19 protein-coding genes and 1 pseudogene are annotated in these 22,480 nt (G+C 65.1%); 8 read left to right on the top strand and 12 right to left on the bottom strand.

Going from position 1 to position 22,480, the window contains the following annotated elements; all coding sequences use genetic code 11:
• On the bottom strand, positions 1–210 hold a 210-nt coding region (locus A5779_RS34245; RefSeq protein WP_330220056.1), incomplete at its 3' end, for an AMP-binding protein.
• On the opposite strand from A5779_RS34245, the pseudogene A5779_RS06345 reads away from it, so the two are divergent.
• The 7 genes and pseudogenes from A5779_RS06345 to A5779_RS06315 all read left to right on the top strand — a co-directional run.
• Positions 182–1,258: pseudogene (locus A5779_RS06345) on the top strand (class I adenylate-forming enzyme family protein); the annotation flags it as partial. The gene A5779_RS34245 and the pseudogene A5779_RS06345 sit on opposite strands and share 29 nt — an antisense overlap.
• Positions 1,245–2,018 (top strand): class II aldolase/adducin family protein, encoded by a 774-nt coding sequence (locus A5779_RS06340; RefSeq protein ID WP_064880053.1) that lies wholly within the window; start codon positions 1,245–1,247, stop codon positions 2,016–2,018. The pseudogene A5779_RS06345 and the gene A5779_RS06340, both read left to right, overlap by 14 nt.
• Before the next feature lie 21 nt (positions 2,019–2,039).
• On the top strand, positions 2,040–3,308 hold the full coding sequence (locus A5779_RS06335; RefSeq protein ID WP_064880051.1) for an amidohydrolase family protein: 1,269 nt from the start codon (positions 2,040–2,042) through the stop codon (positions 3,306–3,308).
• 3 nt (positions 3,309–3,311) lie between these two features.
• Entirely contained in the window at positions 3,312–4,271 is a 960-nt protein-coding gene (locus tag A5779_RS06330; protein ID WP_207549035.1) for a D-2-hydroxyacid dehydrogenase family protein, read from the top strand.
• Positions 4,272–4,577: 306 nt separating this feature from the next.
• The gene (locus A5779_RS06325) at positions 4,578–5,018 is read left to right on the top strand and encodes an MmpS family transport accessory protein (RefSeq protein ID WP_413784897.1); all 441 of its coding nucleotides are present in this window, start codon (positions 4,578–4,580) and stop codon (positions 5,016–5,018) included.
• Positions 5,018–7,894 carry an MMPL/RND family transporter gene (locus A5779_RS06320; protein ID WP_064880049.1) on the top strand — a complete coding sequence of 959 codons (2,877 nt, stop codon included), beginning with the start codon at positions 5,018–5,020 and terminating at the stop codon, positions 7,892–7,894. The genes A5779_RS06325 and A5779_RS06320 overlap by 1 nt, the downstream gene beginning before the upstream one ends.
• A 22-nt stretch (positions 7,895–7,916) precedes the next feature.
• Positions 7,917–8,483, top strand: coding sequence for a TetR/AcrR family transcriptional regulator (locus tag A5779_RS06315; protein ID WP_082941552.1), 567 nt, complete (start codon positions 7,917–7,919; stop codon positions 8,481–8,483).
• 1 nt (position 8,484) lies between these two features.
• Here the strand turns inward: A5779_RS06315 and A5779_RS06310 are convergent, their stop codons facing one another.
• The 11 genes from A5779_RS06310 to prpD form a co-directional block, all read right to left on the bottom strand.
• The gene (locus tag A5779_RS06310) at positions 8,485–9,348 is read right to left on the bottom strand and encodes an alpha/beta fold hydrolase (RefSeq protein ID WP_064880055.1); all 864 of its coding nucleotides are present in this window, start codon (positions 9,346–9,348) and stop codon (positions 8,485–8,487) included.
• Between the two features lie 100 nt (positions 9,349–9,448).
• Complete coding sequence (locus A5779_RS06305; RefSeq protein ID WP_064880047.1) at positions 9,449–10,099, bottom strand: dihydrofolate reductase family protein; 651 nt, start codon at positions 10,097–10,099, stop codon at positions 9,449–9,451.
• A gap of 78 nt (positions 10,100–10,177) precedes the next feature.
• On the bottom strand, positions 10,178–11,752 hold the full coding sequence (gene mbtM / locus A5779_RS06300) for a long-chain-fatty acid--ACP ligase MbtM (RefSeq protein WP_064880045.1): 1,575 nt from the start codon (positions 11,750–11,752) through the stop codon (positions 10,178–10,180).
• Entirely contained in the window at positions 11,749–12,048 is a 300-nt protein-coding gene (locus A5779_RS06295) for an acyl carrier protein (RefSeq protein WP_269085837.1), read from the bottom strand. The genes mbtM and A5779_RS06295 overlap by 4 nt, the downstream gene beginning before the upstream one ends.
• A 45-nt stretch (positions 12,049–12,093) precedes the next feature.
• Entirely contained in the window at positions 12,094–12,717 is a 624-nt protein-coding gene (locus tag A5779_RS06290; RefSeq protein ID WP_082941554.1) for a GNAT family N-acetyltransferase, read from the bottom strand.
• 558 nt (positions 12,718–13,275) lie between these two features.
• Positions 13,276–14,061 (bottom strand): dihydropteroate synthase, encoded by a 786-nt coding sequence (gene folP / locus A5779_RS06285; RefSeq protein ID WP_064880039.1) that lies wholly within the window; start codon positions 14,059–14,061, stop codon positions 13,276–13,278.
• Between the two features lie 10 nt (positions 14,062–14,071).
• Complete coding sequence (locus A5779_RS06280) at positions 14,072–14,962, bottom strand: mycobacterial-type methylenetetrahydrofolate reductase (RefSeq protein ID WP_413784896.1); 891 nt, start codon at positions 14,960–14,962, stop codon at positions 14,072–14,074.
• Positions 14,963–14,974: 12 nt separating this feature from the next.
• Positions 14,975–18,370: a pyruvate carboxylase gene (locus tag A5779_RS06275; RefSeq protein WP_064880035.1), complete on the bottom strand. Its 3,396-nt coding sequence runs from the start codon at positions 18,368–18,370 to the stop codon at positions 14,975–14,977.
• 93 nt (positions 18,371–18,463) lie between these two features.
• On the bottom strand, positions 18,464–19,597 hold the full coding sequence (locus A5779_RS06270; RefSeq protein WP_064880033.1) for a bifunctional 2-methylcitrate synthase/citrate synthase: 1,134 nt from the start codon (positions 19,595–19,597) through the stop codon (positions 18,464–18,466).
• The gene (gene prpB / locus A5779_RS06265) at positions 19,594–20,517 is read right to left on the bottom strand and encodes a methylisocitrate lyase (protein WP_064880031.1); all 924 of its coding nucleotides are present in this window, start codon (positions 20,515–20,517) and stop codon (positions 19,594–19,596) included. Before prpB ends, A5779_RS06270 begins: the two co-directional genes overlap by 4 nt.
• Positions 20,514–22,019, bottom strand: a complete 1,506-nt coding sequence (prpD, locus tag A5779_RS06260; protein WP_064880029.1) for a 2-methylcitrate dehydratase PrpD — start codon at positions 22,017–22,019, stop codon at positions 20,514–20,516. The genes prpB and prpD overlap by 4 nt, the downstream gene beginning before the upstream one ends.
• Before the next feature lie 120 nt (positions 22,020–22,139).
• On the opposite strand from prpD, the gene A5779_RS06255 reads away from it, so the two are divergent.
• The coding region (locus tag A5779_RS06255) for a helix-turn-helix domain-containing protein (RefSeq protein ID WP_131811586.1) at positions 22,140–22,480 on the top strand (341 nt) is incomplete at its 3' end.

The raw sequence follows: 22,480 nt of genomic DNA, 5'->3' as shown, positions 1-22,480 counted from the left end.
GTTCTGGGTGTGCACAACGCATTTGGGTAGGCCCGTGGTGCCCGAGGTGGAGTTGATCAGGAATACGTCGTCGGCGCCGACACCCGCGGCCGGTGGTCGAGGTGCGGTATCGGTGTCGAGGGACAAACCGTCCAACACCAGCGCGCTGATCTCATCGGTCAATCCGGACACGGTGGTTTGCGCCGACGACGTATTCCTGATCAACTCCACCTCGGGCACCACGGGCCTACCCAAATGCGTTGTGCACACCCAGAACCGGTGGCACTACTTCCACCAGCAGGCGGTCGCCAACGGCGCCCTGACATCGGATGACATCTTTCTGCCCGTCATCCCGGCACCGTTCGGGTTCGGCATCTGGACCGCCCACACCACCCCGATCTACCTCGGCGCCACCACCATCCTGCTGGAAAAGTTCGACGCGAAGGCCGCGTGTGAGGCGATCGCACACCACCAGGTCAGCGTGTTGTGCTGTGTCAGTACCCAATTGATGATGATCATGGCCGACCCGGCAGCCCGAGAGAACGACCTGAGCTCGCTGCGCGTGGTATTCACCGGCGGCGAGGCACTGCCGTACCGGCGCGCCGCCGACTTCGAGGAACTCACCGGCGCCACCATCCTGCAGTTCTACGGCTCCAACGAAACCGGTCTGCTCAGCGGGACGACACTGCAGGATTCCCGGGAACGCAGGCTGCGCACCGCCGGCCGGCTGGTACCCGAGATGGCGGTGCGCCTGTTCGACGGCGACGACGACGTGACCTCGACCGGGCGTGGGCAACCGGCCTGCCGCGGACCGGCCACCAGCCTCGGTTATCTGGGCGGGGTGGACCACGACAAGCTCTACACCCCGGACGGCTGGATGCGGATGGGCGACGTCTGTGAGGTCGACGCCGAAGGCTATCTGTCGGTCACCGGCCGCACCTCGGATTTCATCGTGCGCGGCGGCAAGAACATCAGTGCGGGTGAGGTCGAGGATGCGGTGACGACGCATCCGGCCGTGGCAGTCGCAGCCGCGGTGGCCATGCCCGACCCGGTCTTCGGCGAGAAGGTCTGCATCTACGTAGAACCTGCCAATGGGCAGGCGATCGATCTCCCTGGACTCGTCGAGCACCTCCTGGCCGAGGGCATGTCGAAGGAACTGCTTCCCGAGCAGCTCATCGTGCTCGATGAGCTGCCCCGGTCATCGGGCGGAAAGATCGCCAAAGGACAACTCCGCGAAGATATCCGGACGCGGTTGGGAGACGACTATGAGCGTCGATGAGAGGCGCGAGGGCGGGCTGAAAGTGTGGTCTCCGTCGGTGACCCCGCCGATCGGGGTCGACCTGACCGAGGAGCAGACGCTGGCCGTGGCGTTCCGGCACCTTGCCGGCATCGGATTCGCCGAGAACATGGCAGGCCACATCACCTGGCAGCCCGAAGAGCGCACCGAGATGCTGGTCAATCCATGGGGCCTATGGTGGCAGGAGCTCACCGCATCCGACATCTGCGTCGTCGACGAGGATGCGCACGTGGTGCGGGGACGCTGGGATGTCACCCCGGCCATCCACATCCACACCGAACTGCACCGCAGACGCGACGACGCCCGCGTCGTCATCCACAACCATCCCTATTACGTGAGCCTCATCGCCGCTTTGGGCAAGCTGCCGGACCTGGTGCACCAGACCGGCTCGCTGTTCCTCGACGACATGTGTCTGGTCGAAACCTATGACGGTGAGGTCGATTCGGCACCGCGGGCCAGTGAACTCGCCGAGCGGATCGGCGCGGCCAACCTCACCATCCTGGCCAACCACGGCGTCATCACCACGGGAGGCACCGTGGCCGAGGCGGTGTACCGGGCCGCATCGATCGATCGGGTGTGCAAGCTGGCCTACCAGGTGATGCTGACCGGCCGCCAGCCCACCGCGATGAATCGCTCCGACATGTACGGCATGCAGGCCTCGCTCATCGAGCGGGCCGCCGACGTGTACTGGGCTGGAGCGGCCCGCATGACCATCAAGGCCGACCCAGAAGTCCTGACCTGAGGCAGCAAGGAGATTCAGCCCATGAAGTCCATCGACGAACTCGCAGGCAATCTCGACTTCACCACCGCCCAGAAGGGTGCCGAGCGCACGGTCACATTTCTTCCGGAACCCGAACGGGCCGAACGCCTCTACACCGTGATCTCGGTCGACGATCACATCGTCGAGCCGCCCGACACCTTCACCGGCCGCGTGCCCCGCAAGTTCGCCGACCGTGCCCCGAAGGTGGTCGATACCGAGAACGGGGGGCAGACCTGGATGTACGACGGGCAGTCGCTGCCCAACGTGGGATTCAACGCCGTTGTAGGACGGCCCGTGGACGAATACGGTTTCGAGCCCGCCCGTTTCGACGAGATGCGCCGCGGTGCCTGGGACATTCACGAGCGCGTCAGGGACATGGACCTCAACGGCGTGTACGCCTCCCTCAACTTCCCGTCGTTCCTGCCCGGGTTCGCCGGCCAACGGCTGCAGCAGGTGACCAAGGATCGGGACCTGGCGATGGCGGCCGTGCGGGCCTGGAACGACTGGCACCTCGAAGCGTGGGCGGGGGCATATCCCGAGCGGATCATCCCGTGCCAGCTACCGTGGCTGCTCGACCCCGAGGTCGGCGCGCAGATGATCTACGAGAACGCCGAACGCGGCTTCCACGCCGTGACCTTCAGCGAGAACCCAGCCATGCTCGGCCTGCCGACCATCCACTCCGGGTACTGGGAACCGATGATGGCGGCGTGCGCCGAGACGGGCACCGTGGTCAACCTGCACATCGGCTCCTCCGGTTCGGCGCCATCCACCACCGACGACGCCCCACCGGACGTGCAGGGTGTGCTGTTCTTCGCCTACGCCATCACCGCCGCGGTGGACTGGTTGTACTCGGGTCTGCCCAGCCGGTACCCCGATCTCAAGATCTGCCTGTCGGAGGGCGGAATCGGTTGGGTCGCAGGGCTACTCGACCGGCTCGACCACATGCTCAGCTACCACCAGATGTATGGAACCTGGAAAGCGCTGGGCGAAACCCTCTCCCCCGCCGAGGTGTTCACCAGGAACTTCTGGTTCTGCGCGGTCGAGGATCAGTCCTCGTTCGTCCAGCACGAACGGATCGGCACCGGCAACATTCTGCTCGAGGCCGACTACCCCCACTGCGATTCGACCTGGCCACACACCCAACGCATCATCCACGAACAGATCCATCACCTGCCCGCCGACGTCATCCGGAAGATCACCTGGGAGAACGCCTCCCAGCTCTACCAGCATCCGGTGCCGTCGGCCGTGCAGAACGATCCGAACGCCTACTGATCCATGACCGAACCGCTGCGCGTCGCCGTCCTCGACGACTACCAGGGCATCGCCGACACCGTCGACTGGTCACCGATACCTGGTCCCGTTCAGATCACCGCCCTCAGGGAACACATCGCACCCGGTCCGGCACTGGTCGAGACCCTGGCCGGACACGAGGTCGTCGTCGCGATGCGGGAACGCACCCCGCTCGACGGAGCACTGCTCGCCGAGCTGCCCGCGCTGAAACTGCTCGTGACGACCGGGCCCTTCAACGCCGCCATCGACGTCGCCGCGGCACAGCGCCTCGGCATCACCGTCTCGGGCACCGGCGGTGCCGTCACTCCGACCGTCGAACACACCTGGGCGCTGATCCTGGGGCTGCAGCGCCACCTGACCACCGAGGATCAGCGCATCCGTGACGGGCGGTGGCAGAGCACCATCGGCACCGACCTGCACGGGGCCACCCTCGGCCTGGTCGGGGTGGGCCGGATCGGCAGCCGGGTCGCCGCGATCGGCAAGGCCTTCGGCATGGACGTCATCGCATGGAGCCCCAACCTCACCGACGAGCGCGCCGCCAAGGCCGGTGTCGCGCGGGTGGATCGCGACACCCTGTTCACCGGCGCCGACGTTGTGTCGCTGCACATGGTGCTGGCCGATTCGACGCGTGGACTGGTGGGCAGCGCCGAGCTGGCCGCGATGAAGCCGACGGCGATCCTGGTGAACACCTCGCGAGGCGGCCTCATCGATGAGCCGGCCCTCGTCGAAGCCCTGCGCAGCAACCAGATTCGCGGTGCGGCGCTCGACGTCTACCAGCACGAGCCACTGCCGGCTGGCAACCCACTGGCATCCCTGCCCAACACGCTGCTGACACCGCACCTCGGCTACGTCACCCAGACCGTCATGTCCATCTTCTACCGCGACATCGTCGAGGACATCGCCGCCTACTGTGCCGGCGCACCGGTGCGCCTGGTCACCGCGTAGGGGTAGCACAGGTCCGAGGCGGCTCTCGATTGCGGTGGCAAACCGCGAACAGTGTCGACATGTTCCCGGGGCCGCAGACTTCGATGCCCAAACTTGTTCGCTGGAGCCAGATCCCAGTGGCCGTGTGCGCTGCACACTGACTCGCGGGGAGCTAAAAATTCCGTTTGGGAAGTAACTGTGAGGAAGATCAACATTCCTTAATGGAACGTTGTCGATCCACTAAGGGCCTGTTACGTTCAGCCGATCAAACGCGGTCGGATGGGGTTTTCCGTCGGCATGCGCCGAACCGGAGAGGTGGATTTTGCCGTGGCTACGCTGTTTCGGCTCGCCAAACGCTTCTGGATTCCTTTGGTGTTGGTGGCGGCGCTTGCCGTCAGCGGCTTCGCGATGAACCGGATGCACGGCATCTTCGGGACCCACATCAACACCGATCCGGGCCAGTCGGCCGGGGACGACATCGTCGAGTTCAACCCCAAGCGCGTCGTCTATGAGATCGAGGGGCCCAGCGGCACCAGCGGTCATGTCAGCTACCTCGACGCCGACGCCCAGCCGCACACCGAGAGCTTCACGTCGCTGCCATGGCGACACGAGGTTGTCACCACCCTGCCGACGGTGTTCGCCAATGTCGTTGCCCAAGGAGATAGCGAAGTGATCAGCTGCCGGATCGTCGTCAACGGCGAAGTCCGAGACGAGCAGACCGTGAACCAGCATGACGCGCAGGCCTTCTGCCTGGACAAGGCCGCCTGATGGGCAACCACGAGCACAACGGCTCCGAACTCAAGGACACCAACCACAAGGGAGTCGCCCGCGTCATCCGCGTGGCTGCGATCCCCATCATCCTGGCGTGGATCATCCTCGTCGTCGTCCTGAACGCACTGGTCCCCCAGCTCGAGGTCGTCGGACACGAGCACGCCGTGTCGCTTTCGCCACAGGACGCACCGGCGTTGGTGGCGATGAAGAAGATCGGCGAGCGCTTCGACCAATTTGACTCGGACACCATCGCGATGGTGGTGCTGGAGGGCGACCAGCCGCTGGGCACCGAAGCCCATCATTACTACGACGAGCTGGTCCGCACGCTTCAGGCCGATACCGAACACGTTCAGCACGTACAGAACTACTGGGGCGACCTGATCACCGCTGCCGGCTCGCAGAGCACCGACGGCAAGGCCGCCTACGTCCAGGTCAACCTCGCCGGCAACCAGGGCGAGACGCTGGCCAACGAATCGGTGGCTGCAGTACGCAAGATCATCGACGACTCGCACCCGCCTGCGGGCGTGAAAGCCTATGTCACCGGCCAAGGTCCGCTCACCACGGACATGAACGAGGCCGGCGACAAGAGCATGGTCAAGATCACCTTCGTCACGATCGCGGTGATCGCGGTGATGCTGATCGTCGTCTACCGGTCGTTCGCCACCATGCTGCTGATGCTGATCGTGGTGCTGTTGGAGATGTCCGCCGCGCGTGGTGTGGTGGCCGCGATCGGCCACGCCGGGATGCTCGGTTTGTCGACGTTCTCGGTGAGCTTGCTGACCTCGTTGGCCATCGCGGCGGGAACCGACTACGCCATCTTCCTCGTCGGCCGTTATCAGGAGGCCAGACAAAAGGGCCAAGAGCGAGAAGATGCCTATTACACCGCATTTCACGGTGTCGGCCATGTCATCCTCGGTTCCGGTCTCACCGTTGCCGGCGCCATGCTCTGCTTGCACTTCACCCGCTTGAACTACTTCAGCTCCATGGGTGTCCCCAGCGCCATCGGCATGTCCGTGGTGGTGTTGGCTTCTCTCACGCTCGCGCCGGCGATGCTGGTGGTCGGTAGCCGGTTCGGCTTGCTCGACGCCAAGCGCGAGATCCGCTCGCGGGGTTGGCGCAGGCTCGGCACCTCGGTGGTGCGCTGGCCGGTGCCGATCCTCGCCGCCGCCATCGCCGTGGCGCTCGTCGGGCTGCTGGCGCTGCCCGGCTACAAGACGTCCTACAACGAGCGGCTCTACATCCCCAAGGATCTGCCGTCCAACGTCGGATATGCCGCCGCGGAACGCCATTTCACGGCTGCCCGGATGAATCCAGATCTGCTGCTCGTCGATGCGGGACGGGACCTGCGCAACCCAGCCGACATGATCGTGCTGGACAAGATCGCCCGTGAGCTGATCCGCGTACCCGGCGTCGCCCGCGTGCAGAGCATCACCCGGCCGCTGGGCCGTCCCATCGCGCACAGCTCGGTGCCCTTCCAGGTGAGCATGCAATCGGTGTCGATGACCGAGAACCTGCAGTTCCTCCGCGAGCGCATGGGCGACATGAACACGCTGACCGATGATCTCGGCCGGATGATCGTGATCATGGAGAACATGCTGGGTCTGATGAACCGGATGACCGGTATCACCCACGAACTCACCGCGAGCATGAACGACATGCAGGCCAGCACCAACGAAATGCGGGATCACATGGCTGATTTCGATGATTTCATGCGGCCGATGCGGAACTACCTGTACTGGGAACCGCACTGCTACGACATCCCGATGTGCCAATCCATGCGCTCACTGTTCGACGGGCTCGACGGCATCGACACCATGACCGAGACCCTCTCGGAATCGGTGAAGAACATGAACGAGATGGACCAGCTGATGCCTCAGCTGGTGGCGCAGCTACCACCGATGATCGCCATCTCGAAGTCCATGCAGGGCACCATGAAGACGATGTTCAGCACGTTCAACGGGCTGGTCGACCAGATCGGCAAGATGACCGACACGGCATCGGTGATGGGCCAGGCATTCGACGACGCACGCAACGACGACTCGTTCTACCTGCCGCCCGAGGCGTTCGACAACCCGGACTTCAAGCGCGGGCTTGACCTGATGGTCTCGCCGGATGGTCAGGCCGCGCAGTTCATCATCACCCACGACGTGGATCCGGCCACCTCCGAAGGAATTTCGCACGTCGACCCGATCCTGAAGACGGCGCGCGAGGCCATCAAGACGACGCCGCTGGCCGACGCCAAGATCTACCTCGGCGGCACCGCGGCCACCTACAAGGACATCCAGGTCGGCGCCCAGTGGGATCTGCTGATCTCGGCCTGCGGCGCAATCACGTTGATCTTCATCGTGATGCTGTTGATCACCCGCGCCCTGATCGCGTCATTCGTGATCGTCGGCACCGTGATCCTTTCTCTGGCAGCATCGTTCGGCCTGTCGGTCCTGGTGTGGCAGTACCTGCTCGGAATCGACCTGCACTGGATGACGCTGGCGTTCTCGGTCATCATCCTGCTGGCGGTCGGATCCGACTACAACCTGCTGGTGGTCTCACGGATGAAGGAAGAGGTCAGCGCTGGCATCAACACCGGCATCATCCGGGCCATGGGAGCCACGGGTGGCGTGGTCACCGCGGCCGGCCTCGTGTTCGCCTTCACCATGGCTTCGATGGCCACCAGTGATCTGATCGCGATCGGCCAGGGCGGCACCACCATCGGCCTGGGCCTGCTGTTCGACACCCTTGTCGTTCGCTCGCTGATGACTCCCACAATTGCCGCGATCCTCGGCCGCTGGTTCTGGTGGCCGCTACCGATACGCCAGCGGCCGGCGCGTTTTCTCTCCGATCGGACCACACCGATACCGGTGGCGAGAATGTCGTGACCCGCGTCGATACCATCGACGCATGAGCACAGGCGAGCTCTCGGCCACCCAGGCGCGCACCCGTGGTGCGATCATCGAGGCCGCCGCCGCGGTCCTAGCTGACGACCGGACCGCGACGTTGCCCGATATCGCCAACGCGGCCGGGGTCGGCCGCACCACCGTGCACCGCTACTTTCCCGACCGGGAATCTCTGATCAACGCGACGATTGTCGACTCGGTACAGGTCGTGACCAACGCCGTGGCCGCTGCCGCACCTGAGGATGGCTGCGCGGTCGAGGCCATGCGGCGCGTCATCAACGCGATGATCTCGGTCGGCAACCGACTGCTGTTCCTGTTCGACGACCCGAATGTTCTCCGCGGCCTGCCACCCGAGGCGGTGCCGGACAACAGATATCTCACCAGCCTGATCGAACGCGGCCAGGCCGAGGGCGTGTTCGATCCGGAGTCGAGCACCCAGTGGCTCGAACACGCGCTCTACGGTCTGGTGATGTGGGCCTGTCAGGACTCCAAGGACGGCCTCATGCCGCAACACGCGGCCGCACCAGCCGTCATCCGCACCTTCGAGCGCGGCGTGCGTTGCCGCGACTGACTCAGTGCGCCCCTCGATGCGCCCCGAACTCCTCGGCGAGGAACGCCAGCAGCACGTCGTTGAACTCTCCGGCATGACTGATCGGGATTCCGTGGGGCCCGCCGGCGATGACGTGCAGGCGGCTGTCGCGCAACGCCTCGTGGGTGCGTAGCCCGGACCCCTCGAACGGCACAGTTGTGTCGGCATCTCCGTGAATCACCAGACTGGGCACCGTGACTCGTGGCAGGTCCTCGCGGAAGTCGGTATTGCCGAAGGCGGTGAGACAGGCGAGCGCGGCGTGCTTGTTGGCCTGGCCACACATCGCCAGCGTCTCCCGGCGCCGATCCTCGCTGATCACCAGTTCTCCGTTGACCGAGAAGACGTCGGTCATCAACTGGTCGTAGAACCCATCCTGGTTCTTCGTCAGCGACATCGCCATCTGGGCCGCCTCCGCCTTACCCAGCGGCCCGGCGGGATTGTCGCGAGAATGCAGCATGCAGGGAGTCACCGACGACGCAAACACCGCGCTTCGGACCCGTGCGGTGCCTTTGCGGGCGCAATAACTGGCCACTTCCCCCCCACCCATCGAGAAGCCGACCAGTGTCGCATCATGCAGGTCCATTTCCTCCATCAATGCCGACAGGTCATCCGACAAGGATTCGTAGGTGTATCCCACCAACGATGTGTCGCTGCGACCGAAGCCTCGGCGGTCATAGGTGATCACCCGGTAGCCGGCGGCTGTCAGCGCCTCGACCTGTGGAGCCCAGGACTCCCCCGTGAGCGGCCAGCCATGGATCAACACCACGGGCCGTCCGTCACCACCGGTGTCCTCGACGTGCAGATCGATCGATCGAAGCAGACCGCGATATGCGGTGATCGCCGTCATGGGCAGCATCCCTCCAGCCGTGTCGGTATCCGGTCAGCTCAGTGCATTACCCAGACACCTCCGGCCGAAACCTGCTCGGACTACCGGCTTCGCTGAGCGGTCACCGCCGCCAGAACAGATGATGGGTGACCGCGCCGCCGGGGCTCGGCACCACGTCATGGTGGAACCGGTCGTTCAGCTCATCGGGCGACTCCCACAGCCGCGACCCGCTGCCCAACTCGATCGGCGACACCGCCACATGCAGGGCGTCGATCAGGTCGGCGTCGAGGAACTCCCGGATGGTGCTCGCTCCCCCGCCCAATCGGACGTCCTTGCCCTGCGCGGCGCTGCGGGCCTGCTCCAGAACCGTCGCCGGATCCGCGTCGACGAAATGGAAGGTGGTGTCGGACAGGGTCAACGACGGCCGCTCGTAGTGGGTCATGACGAACACCGGAGTGTGGAACGGCGGCTCCCCGCCCCACCAGCCCTGCCAGTCGGCGTGATCCTCCCACGGACCGCGGTACGGACTGAACTTGTTGCGGCCCATGATCTCGGCGCCGATGTTGTGGTGGAAGTCCCTCGTGAGGTAGTCGTCCAGGCCGCGACTGCCGCCCGGCTCCGTCCGGTTGGGCCAGCTCGCCGTGGCACCGGCCCAGGCGAACATCTCGCCCGGTTCGGCATGACCGAACGGTCGCTCGAAACTCTGGTTCTCGCCGGCGCCGAACCCGTCGCCGGAGACGTTGAAGTTCTGGACCTTGAGCAGCTGAGCCACGCGTTCTCTCCCGTTCAGTCAACAATGGATGCTGATTGGACTTGAGAAGAGAGTAGAACTCATCGCACGCGGCGGACGCTACCGCGTGGACTCCAGTTGACGACGGACTTCGAGGCGACGCAGTTTCCCCGACGAGGTGCGTGGCAACGACCCCGGTGACATCAACACCACGTCTGCGGGCGTGACACCGCACACGGACACCACGCGCCGGATCACGGCGCTGCGGGTGGTGTCCTGTTCGGTCCCGATGAACTCCGCTGCCACCAGCAGACGCGATTGCGCGGCGCCGGATTCCGTGCCGACCGCGACGACCGCCCCTTCGCGGACACCGTCCACCTCGCCGACGACCTGTTCGATCTCGGTGGGAAAAATGTTGCGCCCGGCGATCGTGATGACCTCCTTGGAGCGACCACAGATCACCAATGCACCGTCAACGAGGTAGCCGATGTCGCCGGTCGGGAACCACTGGCCGCTGCTCCCGGCATCGACCGGTGTGTTCCCCAAATAGGACGTCATCATCGAGGAACCACGGATCTCGACCTCGCCAGACGCGCCGGTCTCATCGTGCGCAGACGGGACGATGCGGATCTCCATGCCCGGCACCGGACGCCCCAGCAACGCGTAGCGTCGGCCGGTGGCAGGGGTGTCTTGGGCCACGGGGGCACCGATGCGCAGGCCTTCCCCGGGCGCGGGAATGGTCACCGCGCAGGTCGCCTCGGCCATCCCGTACGCGGGCGCCATGGCTCCCGCGTCGAAGCCGAACCTGCTCATTCCGGTAGCAAACCGATCGACACCGGCACAGTCGACGGGCTCACCACCGTTGATCGCGATGCGCACCGCACCGAGGTCGACGTCGGAGACGCGGTTGGCGAAACGGCCGAGTACCGAGTAGCCGAAGTTCGGCCCGGCGGTGAACGTCGCGCACGATTCGGACAGCCATTCGGCCCACCGCAGTGGCGCAGCCGAGAAGGCGCCCGTGGGCGCCAGCCACAGCGGCATACCCGACATCGTCGACGCCAACACCATTGCCAGGCCCATGTCGTGATAGACCGGCAGCCAGGAACATCCGACATCGTTGCGGCTCAACGACAATCGCTGCGTGACGGCCAGAATGTTGTTGAGCACCGCCTCGGGCGCCAGCATCGCAGTCCGCGGCGTGCCGGTGGACCCGGCTGTGCCCTGCAGGATCGCCACCTCCGCGTTATCTGGATACCGAAGCTGTCCCGATGTCGATGTCCGTGCGGCATCCGCGACATCGCACACGGTCAGCTGTGAGCCGGCATCCCGCAACAGCTGCAGGGTGGTGCCGTAACTGAACACCGTCGTCACGCCGATGCTGCTGAACCGGGACATCGTGGCTCGTGCCCACTCGGACGGTTCGGCACCACGCTGGGGACGGGGCAGCAGCGATACACCCGAACCCGCCAGCCACGAGCCCTGTATGGCGGCAATCAATTCCACCGTCGGTTCGCCCACGAGACCAACCGCGCCCGGCTGGTCACGGCCCAGCAGGTAGGCCGCAATGTGCTCGGCGAGCCCGTGTACTTCCGGCCAGGGGCGGCGCTGCCAGGTATCGGTGTCGCGATCCAGGACCACCAGATCATGCGGTGAGCCGACCATCGCCTCCCGCAGAGCACCTGCGAGCGGGTTCACGCTGCACTCCTCTGGTCGATCACCGACTGCAGATCGCCCACGGTGCTGCAGGTGATGAGGTCCTCCTCGCTGAGCTGCACACCGAACTTCTCCTCGATGGTCACCAGTCCCACCGCGAAAGAAACCGAATCCATGCCGAGGTCGTCGACGAGACGCGTACTGGCACTGAGTGTTTGACATGGGAGTTCGAGATCGTCGCGCAGAATCGAGACCAGCCCGTCGGATACGGCGGTCGATGCGGATGAATCGGTAGTGGTCATGTGTGATACCCGGCCGGCCGAAGCGGCCGGCCTCACCTTTCGTTTGCGTACTGGAGCGGTAGATTTGGATGGACTCGACTGTCAGTCAGTAGGTTTGACAAAACTCGGTGCGGGCCATCGCGTGCGGGCAGTGTCGCGGTCAAGTTGGTAGAGCACCATCCTGCGGTTGGACATCTCGTGTTCTCCGAGGAACCGACAACCGGCGAACTCGCACAACCCACGCACGGTGGTGTTGCGGTGGTCAGGGTCGAACATGATCCGCTCACAATCGGGATCGGCGGCCAGGACACTGGTGACAATCTTGGGCAGCAGCATCGGGCCGAGGCCCCGGTTGACAAGCTCTTCGTCGGCTATCGCCCCGTGCAGGCCGAGATCGTGCGGTTCACTATCATATCGGTCAGCAATGGAATCCTTGGCAGCACGGTAGATTTCGAGATATCCACGCGCCACGCCGCCGATGCTCAGGACGAGCGGCAGTGAATAATCGCCCTCTAGTTGGGCTTTCAGATGTTTACGCCAGCGCTGCATCGGCCAGTCATATTCCCAGGTCTTCGCCAGGTGCGGACGGTTCATCCACTCTGCGATCATTCCGGCATCGTCACCGGTAGCTGCCCGAATCTTGCTCGGTGGCAACAGCCGCGGAACCGGCGGTCCCGGTGTGCGCCGCACCGCCTCGGAAACATTCTTGAGTTCCCTTGGCAGCACCGGGTAGTCATCCAGCCGCGACGCGTTGGTCACGCCGTTCGCCGTGGCCGAGTCAATGAAATACCAGTTGCGCTGTGCTGCAGCACTTCATCACACGTCAAAGCCCATCCCCCTGTCTCGGGCGCAGGTCGGGGGCGCCACGTCAGTGGGGCGCCACGCTCAAACCCGCAGCCTCCTTCGATCAGCGAGGCGAGCCTAACCAATGAATTTCCTATGATGGGGCCTCCCCTTTTCGGAGCGTGCACCCCCTCATCGGCGGCCTGAAACAGCCGTCAATATTCGGCGCGAACTTCAAAAGTGCCGAGCAACAGTATTTTTCGCGCTCTCAGCAACCGGTGCACTGCCTCCAGGCGCGGCGAGTGCTTTGACGTTGACGATACGGGTCGCTGCGACACGGTCTGACCATCACGGCGAACAGTGGTGCGACGTGGCCGGGGTGGTTGTGGTCGACTTTCCTCATCGCCGGGCTCATCACAGCCAAGTCTGCGCAACGCCTGCCGGCACCGAACACAGCCGAAGTCCAGAAAAAACCGTTGTGGGCCCGTTCGGTGGCGGCGATCAGCCCCAGATCGCCCGCAGCATCATGATGGTGTCCAGTGTCTCGACGACGTCGTGAACCCGGATGACGTCGACGCCGGCGGCCCAGGCGGGTGCGACCACGGCCAGCGAGCCGGCCAGCCGATGATCGACTTCGCGGCCGGTGACGTGGCCGATGAATGATTTTCGGCTGACACCGAGCAGCACCGGAAATCCGTGGGTGCACAGTTCAGGGAGCCGCCGCAGCAACTCCAGGTTGTGCTCGGTCGATTTCCCGAATCCGATGCCCGGGTCGATCCACACCGGCCCGGCACCACCGGCGGTGGCCGTTTGTGCGACCCCGGTGACCAGGCTCGCCACCTCACTGACCACATCCTCATACTCGGGGAACACTCCGGCGAGGACGGGCACCGTGTGCGAGTGCATGCTCACGTACCCGACGCCGAGCCTCCCGGCAAGGTCATAGAGTTTGCCCGAGACGTCGTTGATGATGCCTGCCCCCGCCCGCACCGCTGCCTCGGCCACTTCACGATTGCGGGTGTCCACCGACACCGTGCCCAGATCCGACAACCCGGCGACGACGGGCAGCACACGAGCGAGTTCCTCGTCGACTGAAACCGGGACCGCACCCGGTCTCGTCGATTCACCCCCGACATCCACCGCCCACGCACCGGCTTCGAACATGCGCCGTCCGGCCGCCACCGCGAGTGCGGAGACATCGAATCTGCTGTCGACCCAGAATGAATCGGGCGTGGCATTCAAGACGCCCATCACCCGCATCGAGGTGGGACAGGATCGTGCGTTCATCCCGGTCTGCTCAGGAGGACTGCCTGGGCGACCAGTAAGCCAGCATCTCGGCGAACGTTTCAAACGCGGGTCTCGAAACGCCGTATGGCGCTTCGAAATGCAGACTCACCGGGTAACCCAGGTCGACCACTCCATCGATGACCCGCTTGTAGAGGTCAACCAATTGTCGCCGTTTGGCTGCGGGTTCACCGGCTGCCAACGATCTGACGAAGTCCTGTTCCTGCGCGACGGCTTCATTGCCCGGGTCCTGGATCAGCCAGTCGATGAGGCCGACTCTGGTCTCGACCTTCGGCACGAAACCGAACGACAACAGCACCTCTGGCCGGTGATCGCTCGACCGCGCGAAATCGCCGAGGAAACCGACCACCGCGTCCGAGTACAGCAACTGGGTCATGGCGAAGGTGGCGCCCTTGTCGCATTTGAACGAGAACCGGCTCTCTTCGCCGGCGCGGGTGGGGATGAGGATCACGCCACGGTTGGCGACCAGGCCGTCGAATTTGGCCAAGGCGTCGGCCGGTGCGACACCCGTGCCGTCGCCGTCGTTCATGGAGCGGGGCACGCCGACGAAGATCACGCCGTCGAACCCGGACTCGTCGAGGCCTGTCAACCGCTGACGTAGCGCCGTTTCGTCGGAGAACGAGGTGACCTGCGTGCACAGGCCACGGACACCCGGCAGCTCGGGTTGCAGGATCGACCAGTAGTCGAGGACGTCCATCTTGGGTTTCATCTCGATGGGTCGGTCGTCGTCTTCGGCGATCATTCCCGGGATCATGACGTGACCAAGACGTCCTCCCATGCCGAACTCGGCGGAGAGCCGCGCCACCTTCTGCGCTTCGGCTACGGCATCGCCCGTTGCCCGATCGAGATTGGGTGGCACCAACTCGAGCGCGACGGTTCTCATGGACACAAGTACCTACTGACCCACGACGACCAGGAGGTCGCCGCCTTCGACTTGCGCGGTCGGGGCGACCGCGATTCTGGTGACGGTGCCGGATTCCGGTGCCGTGATCGCCGCTTCCATCTTCATCGCCTCGATGGTGGCGATGGACTGGCCGGCCTCGACCGCGTCCCCTTCGGTGACCTTGACTGTGACCACCCCGGCGAACGGCGCACCGATGTGGGCCGGGTTGGCCCGATCGACCTTCTCGGCTACCGGGACCTCGCTGGCAATACTGCGGTCCCGCACCACAATCGGTCGTAATTGTCCGTTGAGGATGCACATCACTGTCCGCATTCCTCGCTCATCGGGTTCGGAGATTGCCTCCAGCCCGAGCAGCAGTTCGACGCCGGGTTCGAGTTTGACCCGGTGCTCCTCACCGTGACGCAGACCGTAGAAGAACTGGTTGGCGCTCAGACGTGAGGTATCGCCGTACTCGTCGCGATGCGCCTCGAACTCCGCTGTAGGGCCCGGGAACAGCAGCCGATTCAAGGCGGCCTGACGCTTCGGCCCCGGCGCAGCCAGCACCGTTTCGTCCTCGGCGGACAATTCCTGGATCGACTTGGCCGGGCTCCGGCCGTTCAGCGCCTTGGTCCTCAGCGGTTCCGGCCAGCCGCCCGGGGGCTCTCCGAGTTCGCCTCGCAGAAAACCGATCACGCTGTCCGGGATGTCGTATCGAGCCGGGTCGGCGGCGAAGTCGTCGGCGTCGATACCCGCGCCCACCATCGCCAGTGCCAAATCGCCCACGACCTTGCTCGATGGGGTGACCTTCACCAGCCGTCCCAACATTCGGTCCGCGGCGGCGTAGTTCGCCTCGATGTCCTCGAAGCGGCCGCCCAGACCGAGCGCGATGGCCTGCTGACGGAGATTGCTCAACTGTCCGCCCGGGATCTCGTGCGTATACACCCGGCCCGTCGGAGAAGGAGGGCCCGAGGCCGCAACATCAAATGGCGCATATACCTTCCGCAACGCCTCCCAGTAGGGCTCCAGGTCGCACACTGCGTCGAGCGAGACGCCGGTGTCGTACTCGGTGTGCGCGGCGGCGGCCACGATCGAGGACAACGCCGGCTGACTTGTCGTGCCCGCCAACGGAGCTGCGGCACCGTCGACAGCATCGGCGCCGGCCATCCAGGCCGCCACATAGGTGGCCAACTGCCCACCCGGACTGTCGTGGGTGTGTACGTGCACCGGAAGGTCGAACCGCGATTTCAGAGCCGACACCAGCGTCGCGGCCGCCGGCGCCCGCAGCAAGCCCGCCATGTCCTTGATGGCCAGAACGTGCGCGCCGGCCTCGACGATCTGCTCGGCCAGACGCAGGTAGTAATCCAAGGTGTACAGCGACTCACGCGGATCGGACAGGTCGCCGGTGTAGGACATCGCAACTTCGGCGACCGTGGTTCCGGTGTTGCGGACCGCGTCGATGGCCGGACGCATCGAGTCCAGGTTGTTCAGCGCGTCGAAGATCCGGAAGATGTCCACCCCGGTGGCGGCCGCCTCATCGATGAACGCACGCGTCACGGTCTCCGGGTACGGCGTGTACCCCACGGTGTTTCGGCCCCGCAACAACATCTGCAGACAAATGTTGGGCAGCGCTTCGCGCAGCGCCGCCAGCCGCTCCCACGGATCCTGCTTGAGGAACCGGAGTGAGACGTCATAGGTGGCACCGCCCCAGCACTCGACGGACAGCAGCTGCGGCATGGTCCGGGCGATGTACGGCGCGACCCGCAGCAGGCCGCTGGTGCGCACCCGGGTCGCCAGCAGCGATTGATGGGCATCGCGAAAGGTGGTGTCGGTGATGCCGACAGCACGACTGTCGCGCAGCCAGGAGGCGAACCCTTCCGGCCCCAGCTCGGTCAGGCGCTGCTTGGATCCCGACGGCGGGGCCACGCTCAAATCACACGCGGGGAGCTTGTCGCGCGGATACACCGCCGAGGGTCGCGGACCGTGAGGCTGGTTGACCGTCACATCGGCCAGATAGTTGAGGATCCTGGTGCCCCGGTCGGCACTGCCGCGTGCAGTCAGCAGTTCGGGTCGTTCCTCGATGAAGGACGTCGTCACCCGCCCGGCCACGAAGTCGGGGTCCTCCAGGACCGCGGCCAGTAACGGGATGTTGGTCGATACTCCACGAATCCGGAACTCCGCGACCGCGCGTCGGGCCCGCGCCACTGCCGTCGAAAAGTCTCGTCCCCGACAGGTCAGCTTCACCAGCATGGAATCGAAATGCGCGGCGACCTCAGCGCCGAGGTTGGTGCCGCCATCCAACCGGACGCCGGCGCCGCCCGGTGAGCGGTATCCGGTGATGCGTCCGGTGTCAGGACGAAAACCGTTCGAGGGGTCTTCGGTGGTGATCCTGCACTGCAGGGCCGCACCGCGAATCTTCAACGCGTCCTGAGTGAGTCCGAGATCGGCCAGGGACTCCCCGCCCGCGATGCGCAGCTGACTCGACACCAGGTCGACATCGGTGATCTCCTCGGTCACCGTGTGCTCGACCTGAATCCGGGGATTGCACTCGATGAACACGTGGCGCCCCTGCTCATCGAGCAGGAATTCCACCGTACCGGCGCACGAGTACCCGATCTGACGAGCGAACGCCACCGCGTCGGCACAGATCCTTTCCCGCAGTTCGGGATCCAGATTTGGGGCGGGCGCCAGCTCGATGACTTTCTGGTGACGCCGTTGCACACTGCAGTCACGCTCGAAGAGGTGGATCACGTTGCCCTGCGTGTCGGCCAGGATCTGTACCTCGATGTGGCGCGGGTTGATCACCGCCTGCTCGAGGAACACCGTGGGATCCCCGAACGCCGACTGTGCCTCCCGGCTCGCGGCCTCGATCGCGTCCTTCAGGTCGGCCGGGTCGTTGACCTTCCGCATCCCCCGGCCCCCGCCACCGGCAACCGCTTTGACAAACACCGGGAAACTCATCGATTCGGCGGCTGCCAGCAGTTCCGAGATCGAACTCGACGGCGCAGACGACGCCAGCACCGGGAGTCCGGCCCTGCGGGCCTCGGCGATGGCCCGGGCCTTGTTGCCAGTCAGCTCCAGCACGTCGGCCGAAGGCCCCACGAACGCGATACCGGCCTGATCGCATGCCCGGGCCAGCTCAGGGTTCTCAGAGAGAAACCCATAGCCGGGATAGATCGCATCGGCGCCCGCATGGAGAGCGACCCGGATGACCTCATCGACCAAAAGATAGGCCCGGACCGGATGTCCTTCCTCGCCTATCTGATACGACTCGTCGGCTTTCAGCCGGTGCTGAGAATTACGGTCCTCGTACGGATAGACCGCGACCGTCGCGAGACCGAGCTCATAGGCCGCGCGAAACGCACGGATCGCGATCTCTCCCCGGTTGGCGACCAGAACCTTGTCGACCACTGTTTCCTTTCCTATCCCGCGAGCAGACGTGTAGGTACCCGTAGGGAGTGCTTTCCGGGTACCTACACGTCTGCTCGCCGGAAAACGGGCGAACTAAGCCAGAGCCCGTTGCGGGTGCCCGCTGTATTCGCTGAGGGGCCGGATGAGCGCGTTGGAGCCCGCCTGTTCCATGATGTGGGCCGTCCAACCCGTGATCCGGCTCATCACGAAAAGCGGTGTGAAGCTGGGAATGTCGAACCCCATCAGGTAGTACGCCGGGCCGGTCGGGAAGTCCAGGTTGGGCTTGATCCCAGTGGCGGCGAGCATGTTCTGCTCCAGGCGCTCGTAGAGGTCGAGCCAACGCTGACCGTCGCGCACCGCAGCGACCTGCTGGAGTGCGGCCTTCATGGTCGGTACCCGGGAATCGCCGTTCTTGTAGACCCGGTGCCCGAATCCCATCACCTTGTCCTTGCGGGACAGCTTGCCGTGCAACCATTCCGCGGCGTTCTCGGCGCCGCCGATCTCCAGCATGTCGTGCATGACAGCCTCGTTGGCCCCGCCGTGCAATGAGCCCTTCAGCGCACCGATCGCCGCTGTCACCGCGCTGTAGATATCGGACTGCGTCGAGGTGACCACCCGCGCCGCGAACGTCGAGGCGTTGAAACTGTGCTCGGCGTAGAGGACCATCGACTGCTCGAACGCCTTGACGATCACCGGATCCGGCACCTCGCCGAAGCACATGTTGAGGAAGTTCTCCGAGTAGTCCATGTGGCTGTGCGGGGCAATCGGTTCCAGGCCGCGACGTCGGCGCATATCGGCGGCGACGATGGTTGGCAGCACCGCGAACATCCGCAACGACTTCGCGAAGTTGGCCGAAGGGGCGCTGTCGTCCTCCTCCGGGTCTTCCGCACCGAGATAGCTGATCGCGGTCCGGACCACGTCCATCGGATGGCAGGTGTCGGGAATCTTGGCGAGCAGCGACTGCATCGAGCGGTCGATGCGGCGCGAGGCCCGTTCACGCTGGGAGAACAGGGCCAGCTCCTGATCCGTGGGGAGTTCACCGTGCCACAGCAGGTAGGCGACCTGCTCGAAGCTGCAGTGCGCGGCAAGATCCTGCACGGCGTAGCCCCGGTAGGTCAGGGAGTTGGTTTCCGGGACCACCTTGGAGATCGCGGTGGTGTCGACTACCACGCCGGCCAGGCCCTTGTGGATGTTCGACTTGACTGTGTCGTTCGCGGTAGCGGTCATCGTGTCGCCCCTTGCAGCGAGAAGTTGTAGATATCCGAGTCGAACTGGTTGTAGTCGTTGTAACGCAGGAGCTCGTAGAGCCGGCTCCGATGCTGCATCTGGTCGAGAAGTCCGGATTGTGTTCCTGCCGAGTCGATCTCGCGCAACCCGACCTCGACGGCCTGCATCGCCAGGCGCAGCGTGGTAACCGGGTAGATCACCATGTTGTAACCGATCTCCGACAGCTGCCGAGTAGTCAGCAGTTCGGACTTGCCGAACTCGGTCATGTTGGCCAGCAGTGGAACGTCCACTGCCTCACGGAACTGTTCGAAATCCGCCGGGGTGTGCAGAGCCTCGGTAAAGATCAGGTCGGCGCCGGCGTCGGCGTAGGCCTTGGCCCGGTCGATCGCCGCGGGAATCCCCTCGATCCCCGCGGCGTCGGTACGGGCACAGACGATGAAGTTGGGATCGCGCCGTGCCGAGACGGCAGCACGCAACCGCTTGACCATCTCCGCGGTCTCCACCACGGCCTTGCCGTCGAGGTGTCCGCACCGCTTCGGGTTCACCTGGTCTTCCAGGTGCAGCCCGGCCAGGCCCGCATCTTCGAGCAGTGTCACGGTGCGGGCCGCGCTCATCGGTTCCCCGAAGCCGGTGTCGGCATCGATGAGCGTCGGAAGGTCGGTGGCCGAAGCGATCTGGGCACCACGGCCTGTCACCTCGGTCAGCGTCGTCAACCCGATGTCGGGCAGGCCCAGGTCTGCGGACAAGACCGCGCCGGAGACATAGACGCCGTCGAAGCCGATCTCGGCGACGAGCTTGGCCACCAGCGGCGAGAATGCCCCCGGAAAGCGCAGGAGCCGACCCGATTCCAACCCGCGGCGGAACTTTCGGCGCTTCTCCGAGGCAGGGACCGCAGAGCCGAGCAGCCCGCCGGCACTCATCGGAAAATCCCCGAGGGAATCGTCGGCGCCTTGTCCAACACCCGCGGATCGACGCGGACATTCAGGGCACCGAGTCCACCGGACTTGGTCGCCGAGACATTCTCGACGGCAGACAGGAAGCGCTTCTGCTCCTCGGCTTCGACGACGCCCTCCGCCAATTCGGCGAACTTGGCGACGTACTGCTCGCGCTCGAAAGGCCGTGCGCCGAGCGGGTGGGCATCGGCGACCGCGAGCTCGTCGACGATGGTCTCGCCGCTCTTGAGCGTGACGACGGCCTTGGCGCCGAATGCCTTCTCGGCCGGATCGTTGGAGTGATAACGCCGGGTCCACTCCGGGTCTTCGACCGTGGAGATCTTGCGCCACAACTCGATGGTGTCGGGCCGGTGCGCGCGCTCGGGGGCGTAGGACCGCTCGTGGTGCCAAGTACCGTCCTGCAGCGCGACCGCGAAGATGTACATCACCGAGTGGTCGAGCGTTTCCCGCGACGCGTCGGGGTCGAACTTCTGCGGATCATTGGAGCCGGTGCCGATCACGACGTGAGTGTGGTTGCTGGTGTGCAGCACGATCGTGGCGATCTGATCCAAATCGCCGATGCGCTCGCGCATCCGGCGGGCCAGGTCGATCGGCGCCTGGCTCTGATACTCCGCCGAATGCTCCTTGGTGTAGGTGTCCAGGATGGCGCGCTTGGGTTCGCCCGGGCCGGGCAGCGGAACCTGGTAGGTGTGGTTCGGGCCGGACAGCATCCAGGCGATCACACCGTCCTCGCCCTCCCAGATCGGGGCGGGCGAGCCCTCGCCGCGCATCGCCCGGTCCACGGCCTCGACCGCGACCTTGCCGGCCCACGCCGGTGCGTAGGCCTTCCAGCTGGAGATCAGCCCCTTGCGGGACTGGCGGGTGGCAGTGGTGAGATGTAGCGCCTGACCAATTGCGGCGTAGATGGTTTCGGGATCGAGTCGCAACATGGTGCCCAGGCCGGCGGCGACCGACGGGCCCAGATGCGCGACATGATCGATCTTGTGCTGGTGCAGGCAGATGCCCTTGACCAGGTCGACCTGCACCTCGTAGGCCGTGGCGATCCCGCGGATCAGGTCCGATCCGCCCACGCCGAGCTGCTGTGCCACCGCGACCAGAGCCGGGATGTTGTCGCCTGGGTGCGAGTATTCGGCGGCCAGGAAAGTGTCGTGGAAGTCCAGCTCGCGAACGGCGACGCCGTTGGCCCACGCCGCCCACTCGGGCGAAACCGTGCCGTCGACTCCGAACACCGTGGCTCCCCGCGGGGTCTTGTGGGCGAGTGCCTGCGCACGGGCCACGGTCACCGGCCGGCGGATCACCGACGCGGCCGATACCGCGGCGTTGTCGATGATGCGGTTGATCACCATCGCCTCGGTCTCAGGCAGTACGTCCACCGGGTCTGCCGCGATCTCGGCGATCTTCCAAGCCAAGTGCTCGGTGCGGGGGAAGTCCTCGGCGCTGCGTCGGGTTCTGACGTCGTGTTCAAGCATGTTCCGCACGGTACGCAGAGGCGATTACCAGCGGAAGTACCTGTAAATGCGTACTTTTGTGTCCTTGGATGACCATTTTTGCGAACGTTGCGAAACCCGATCGGGGTAGCCTCGGCAGCGGTGACGAAGACATTCGCCGGCGCCCGTCTGCGACGGCTACGCGACGAGAGGGGCCTGACACAGGTCGCGCTGGCGCGCGCGCTGGGACTGTCGACGAGCTACGTCAACCAACTCGAGAACGATCAGCGTCCGATCACGGTCCCGGTGTTGCTCGCCCTGGCTGACCGCTTCGACCTGCCGACTCAGTACTTCACCCCCGATGCCGATGCCCGGCTGGTGTCGGATCTGCGCGAGATCCTGGCCGACGGCCCGACCACCTCGGCCCAGATCGAAGAGCTCGTCGCGCGCATGCCCGAGGTGGGCCAGGCAATGGTCACCATGCACCGCCGGTTGCACGACGC

Origin of the sequence: Mycolicibacterium peregrinum (genome assembly GCF_001665625.1) — a bacterium.
Taxonomy (GTDB): domain Bacteria; phylum Actinomycetota; class Actinomycetes; order Mycobacteriales; family Mycobacteriaceae; genus Mycobacterium; species Mycobacterium peregrinum_B.
Note: the sequence above shows the minus strand (reverse complement) of the source record. Positions and strands in the feature narration are given on the sequence as shown.

Coding starts and splice junctions, on each gene's coding strand:
- A5779_RS06330 (WP_207549035.1), top strand. CDS start 3,312: ATGACCGAACCGCTGCGCGTCGCCGTCCTCGACGACTACCAGGGCATC.
- A5779_RS06315 (WP_082941552.1), top strand. CDS start 7,917: ATGAGCACAGGCGAGCTCTCGGCCACCCAGGCGCGCACCCGTGGTGCG.
- A5779_RS06335 (WP_064880051.1), top strand. CDS start 2,040: ATGAAGTCCATCGACGAACTCGCAGGCAATCTCGACTTCACCACCGCC.
- folP (WP_064880039.1), bottom strand. CDS start 14,061: ATGAACGCACGATCCTGTCCCACCTCGATGCGGGTGATGGGCGTCTTG.
- prpB (WP_064880031.1), bottom strand. CDS start 20,517: ATGAGTGCCGGCGGGCTGCTCGGCTCTGCGGTCCCTGCCTCGGAGAAG.
- A5779_RS06310 (WP_064880055.1), bottom strand. CDS start 9,348: ATGACGGCGATCACCGCATATCGCGGTCTGCTTCGATCGATCGATCTG.
- A5779_RS06280 (WP_413784896.1), bottom strand. CDS start 14,962: ATGAGAACCGTCGCGCTCGAGTTGGTGCCACCCAATCTCGATCGGGCA.
- A5779_RS06340 (WP_064880053.1), top strand. CDS start 1,245: ATGAGCGTCGATGAGAGGCGCGAGGGCGGGCTGAAAGTGTGGTCTCCG.
- prpD (WP_064880029.1), bottom strand. CDS start 22,019: ATGCTTGAACACGACGTCAGAACCCGACGCAGCGCCGAGGACTTCCCC.
- A5779_RS06320 (WP_064880049.1), top strand. CDS start 5,018: ATGGGCAACCACGAGCACAACGGCTCCGAACTCAAGGACACCAACCAC.
- A5779_RS06270 (WP_064880033.1), bottom strand. CDS start 19,597: ATGACCGCTACCGCGAACGACACAGTCAAGTCGAACATCCACAAGGGC.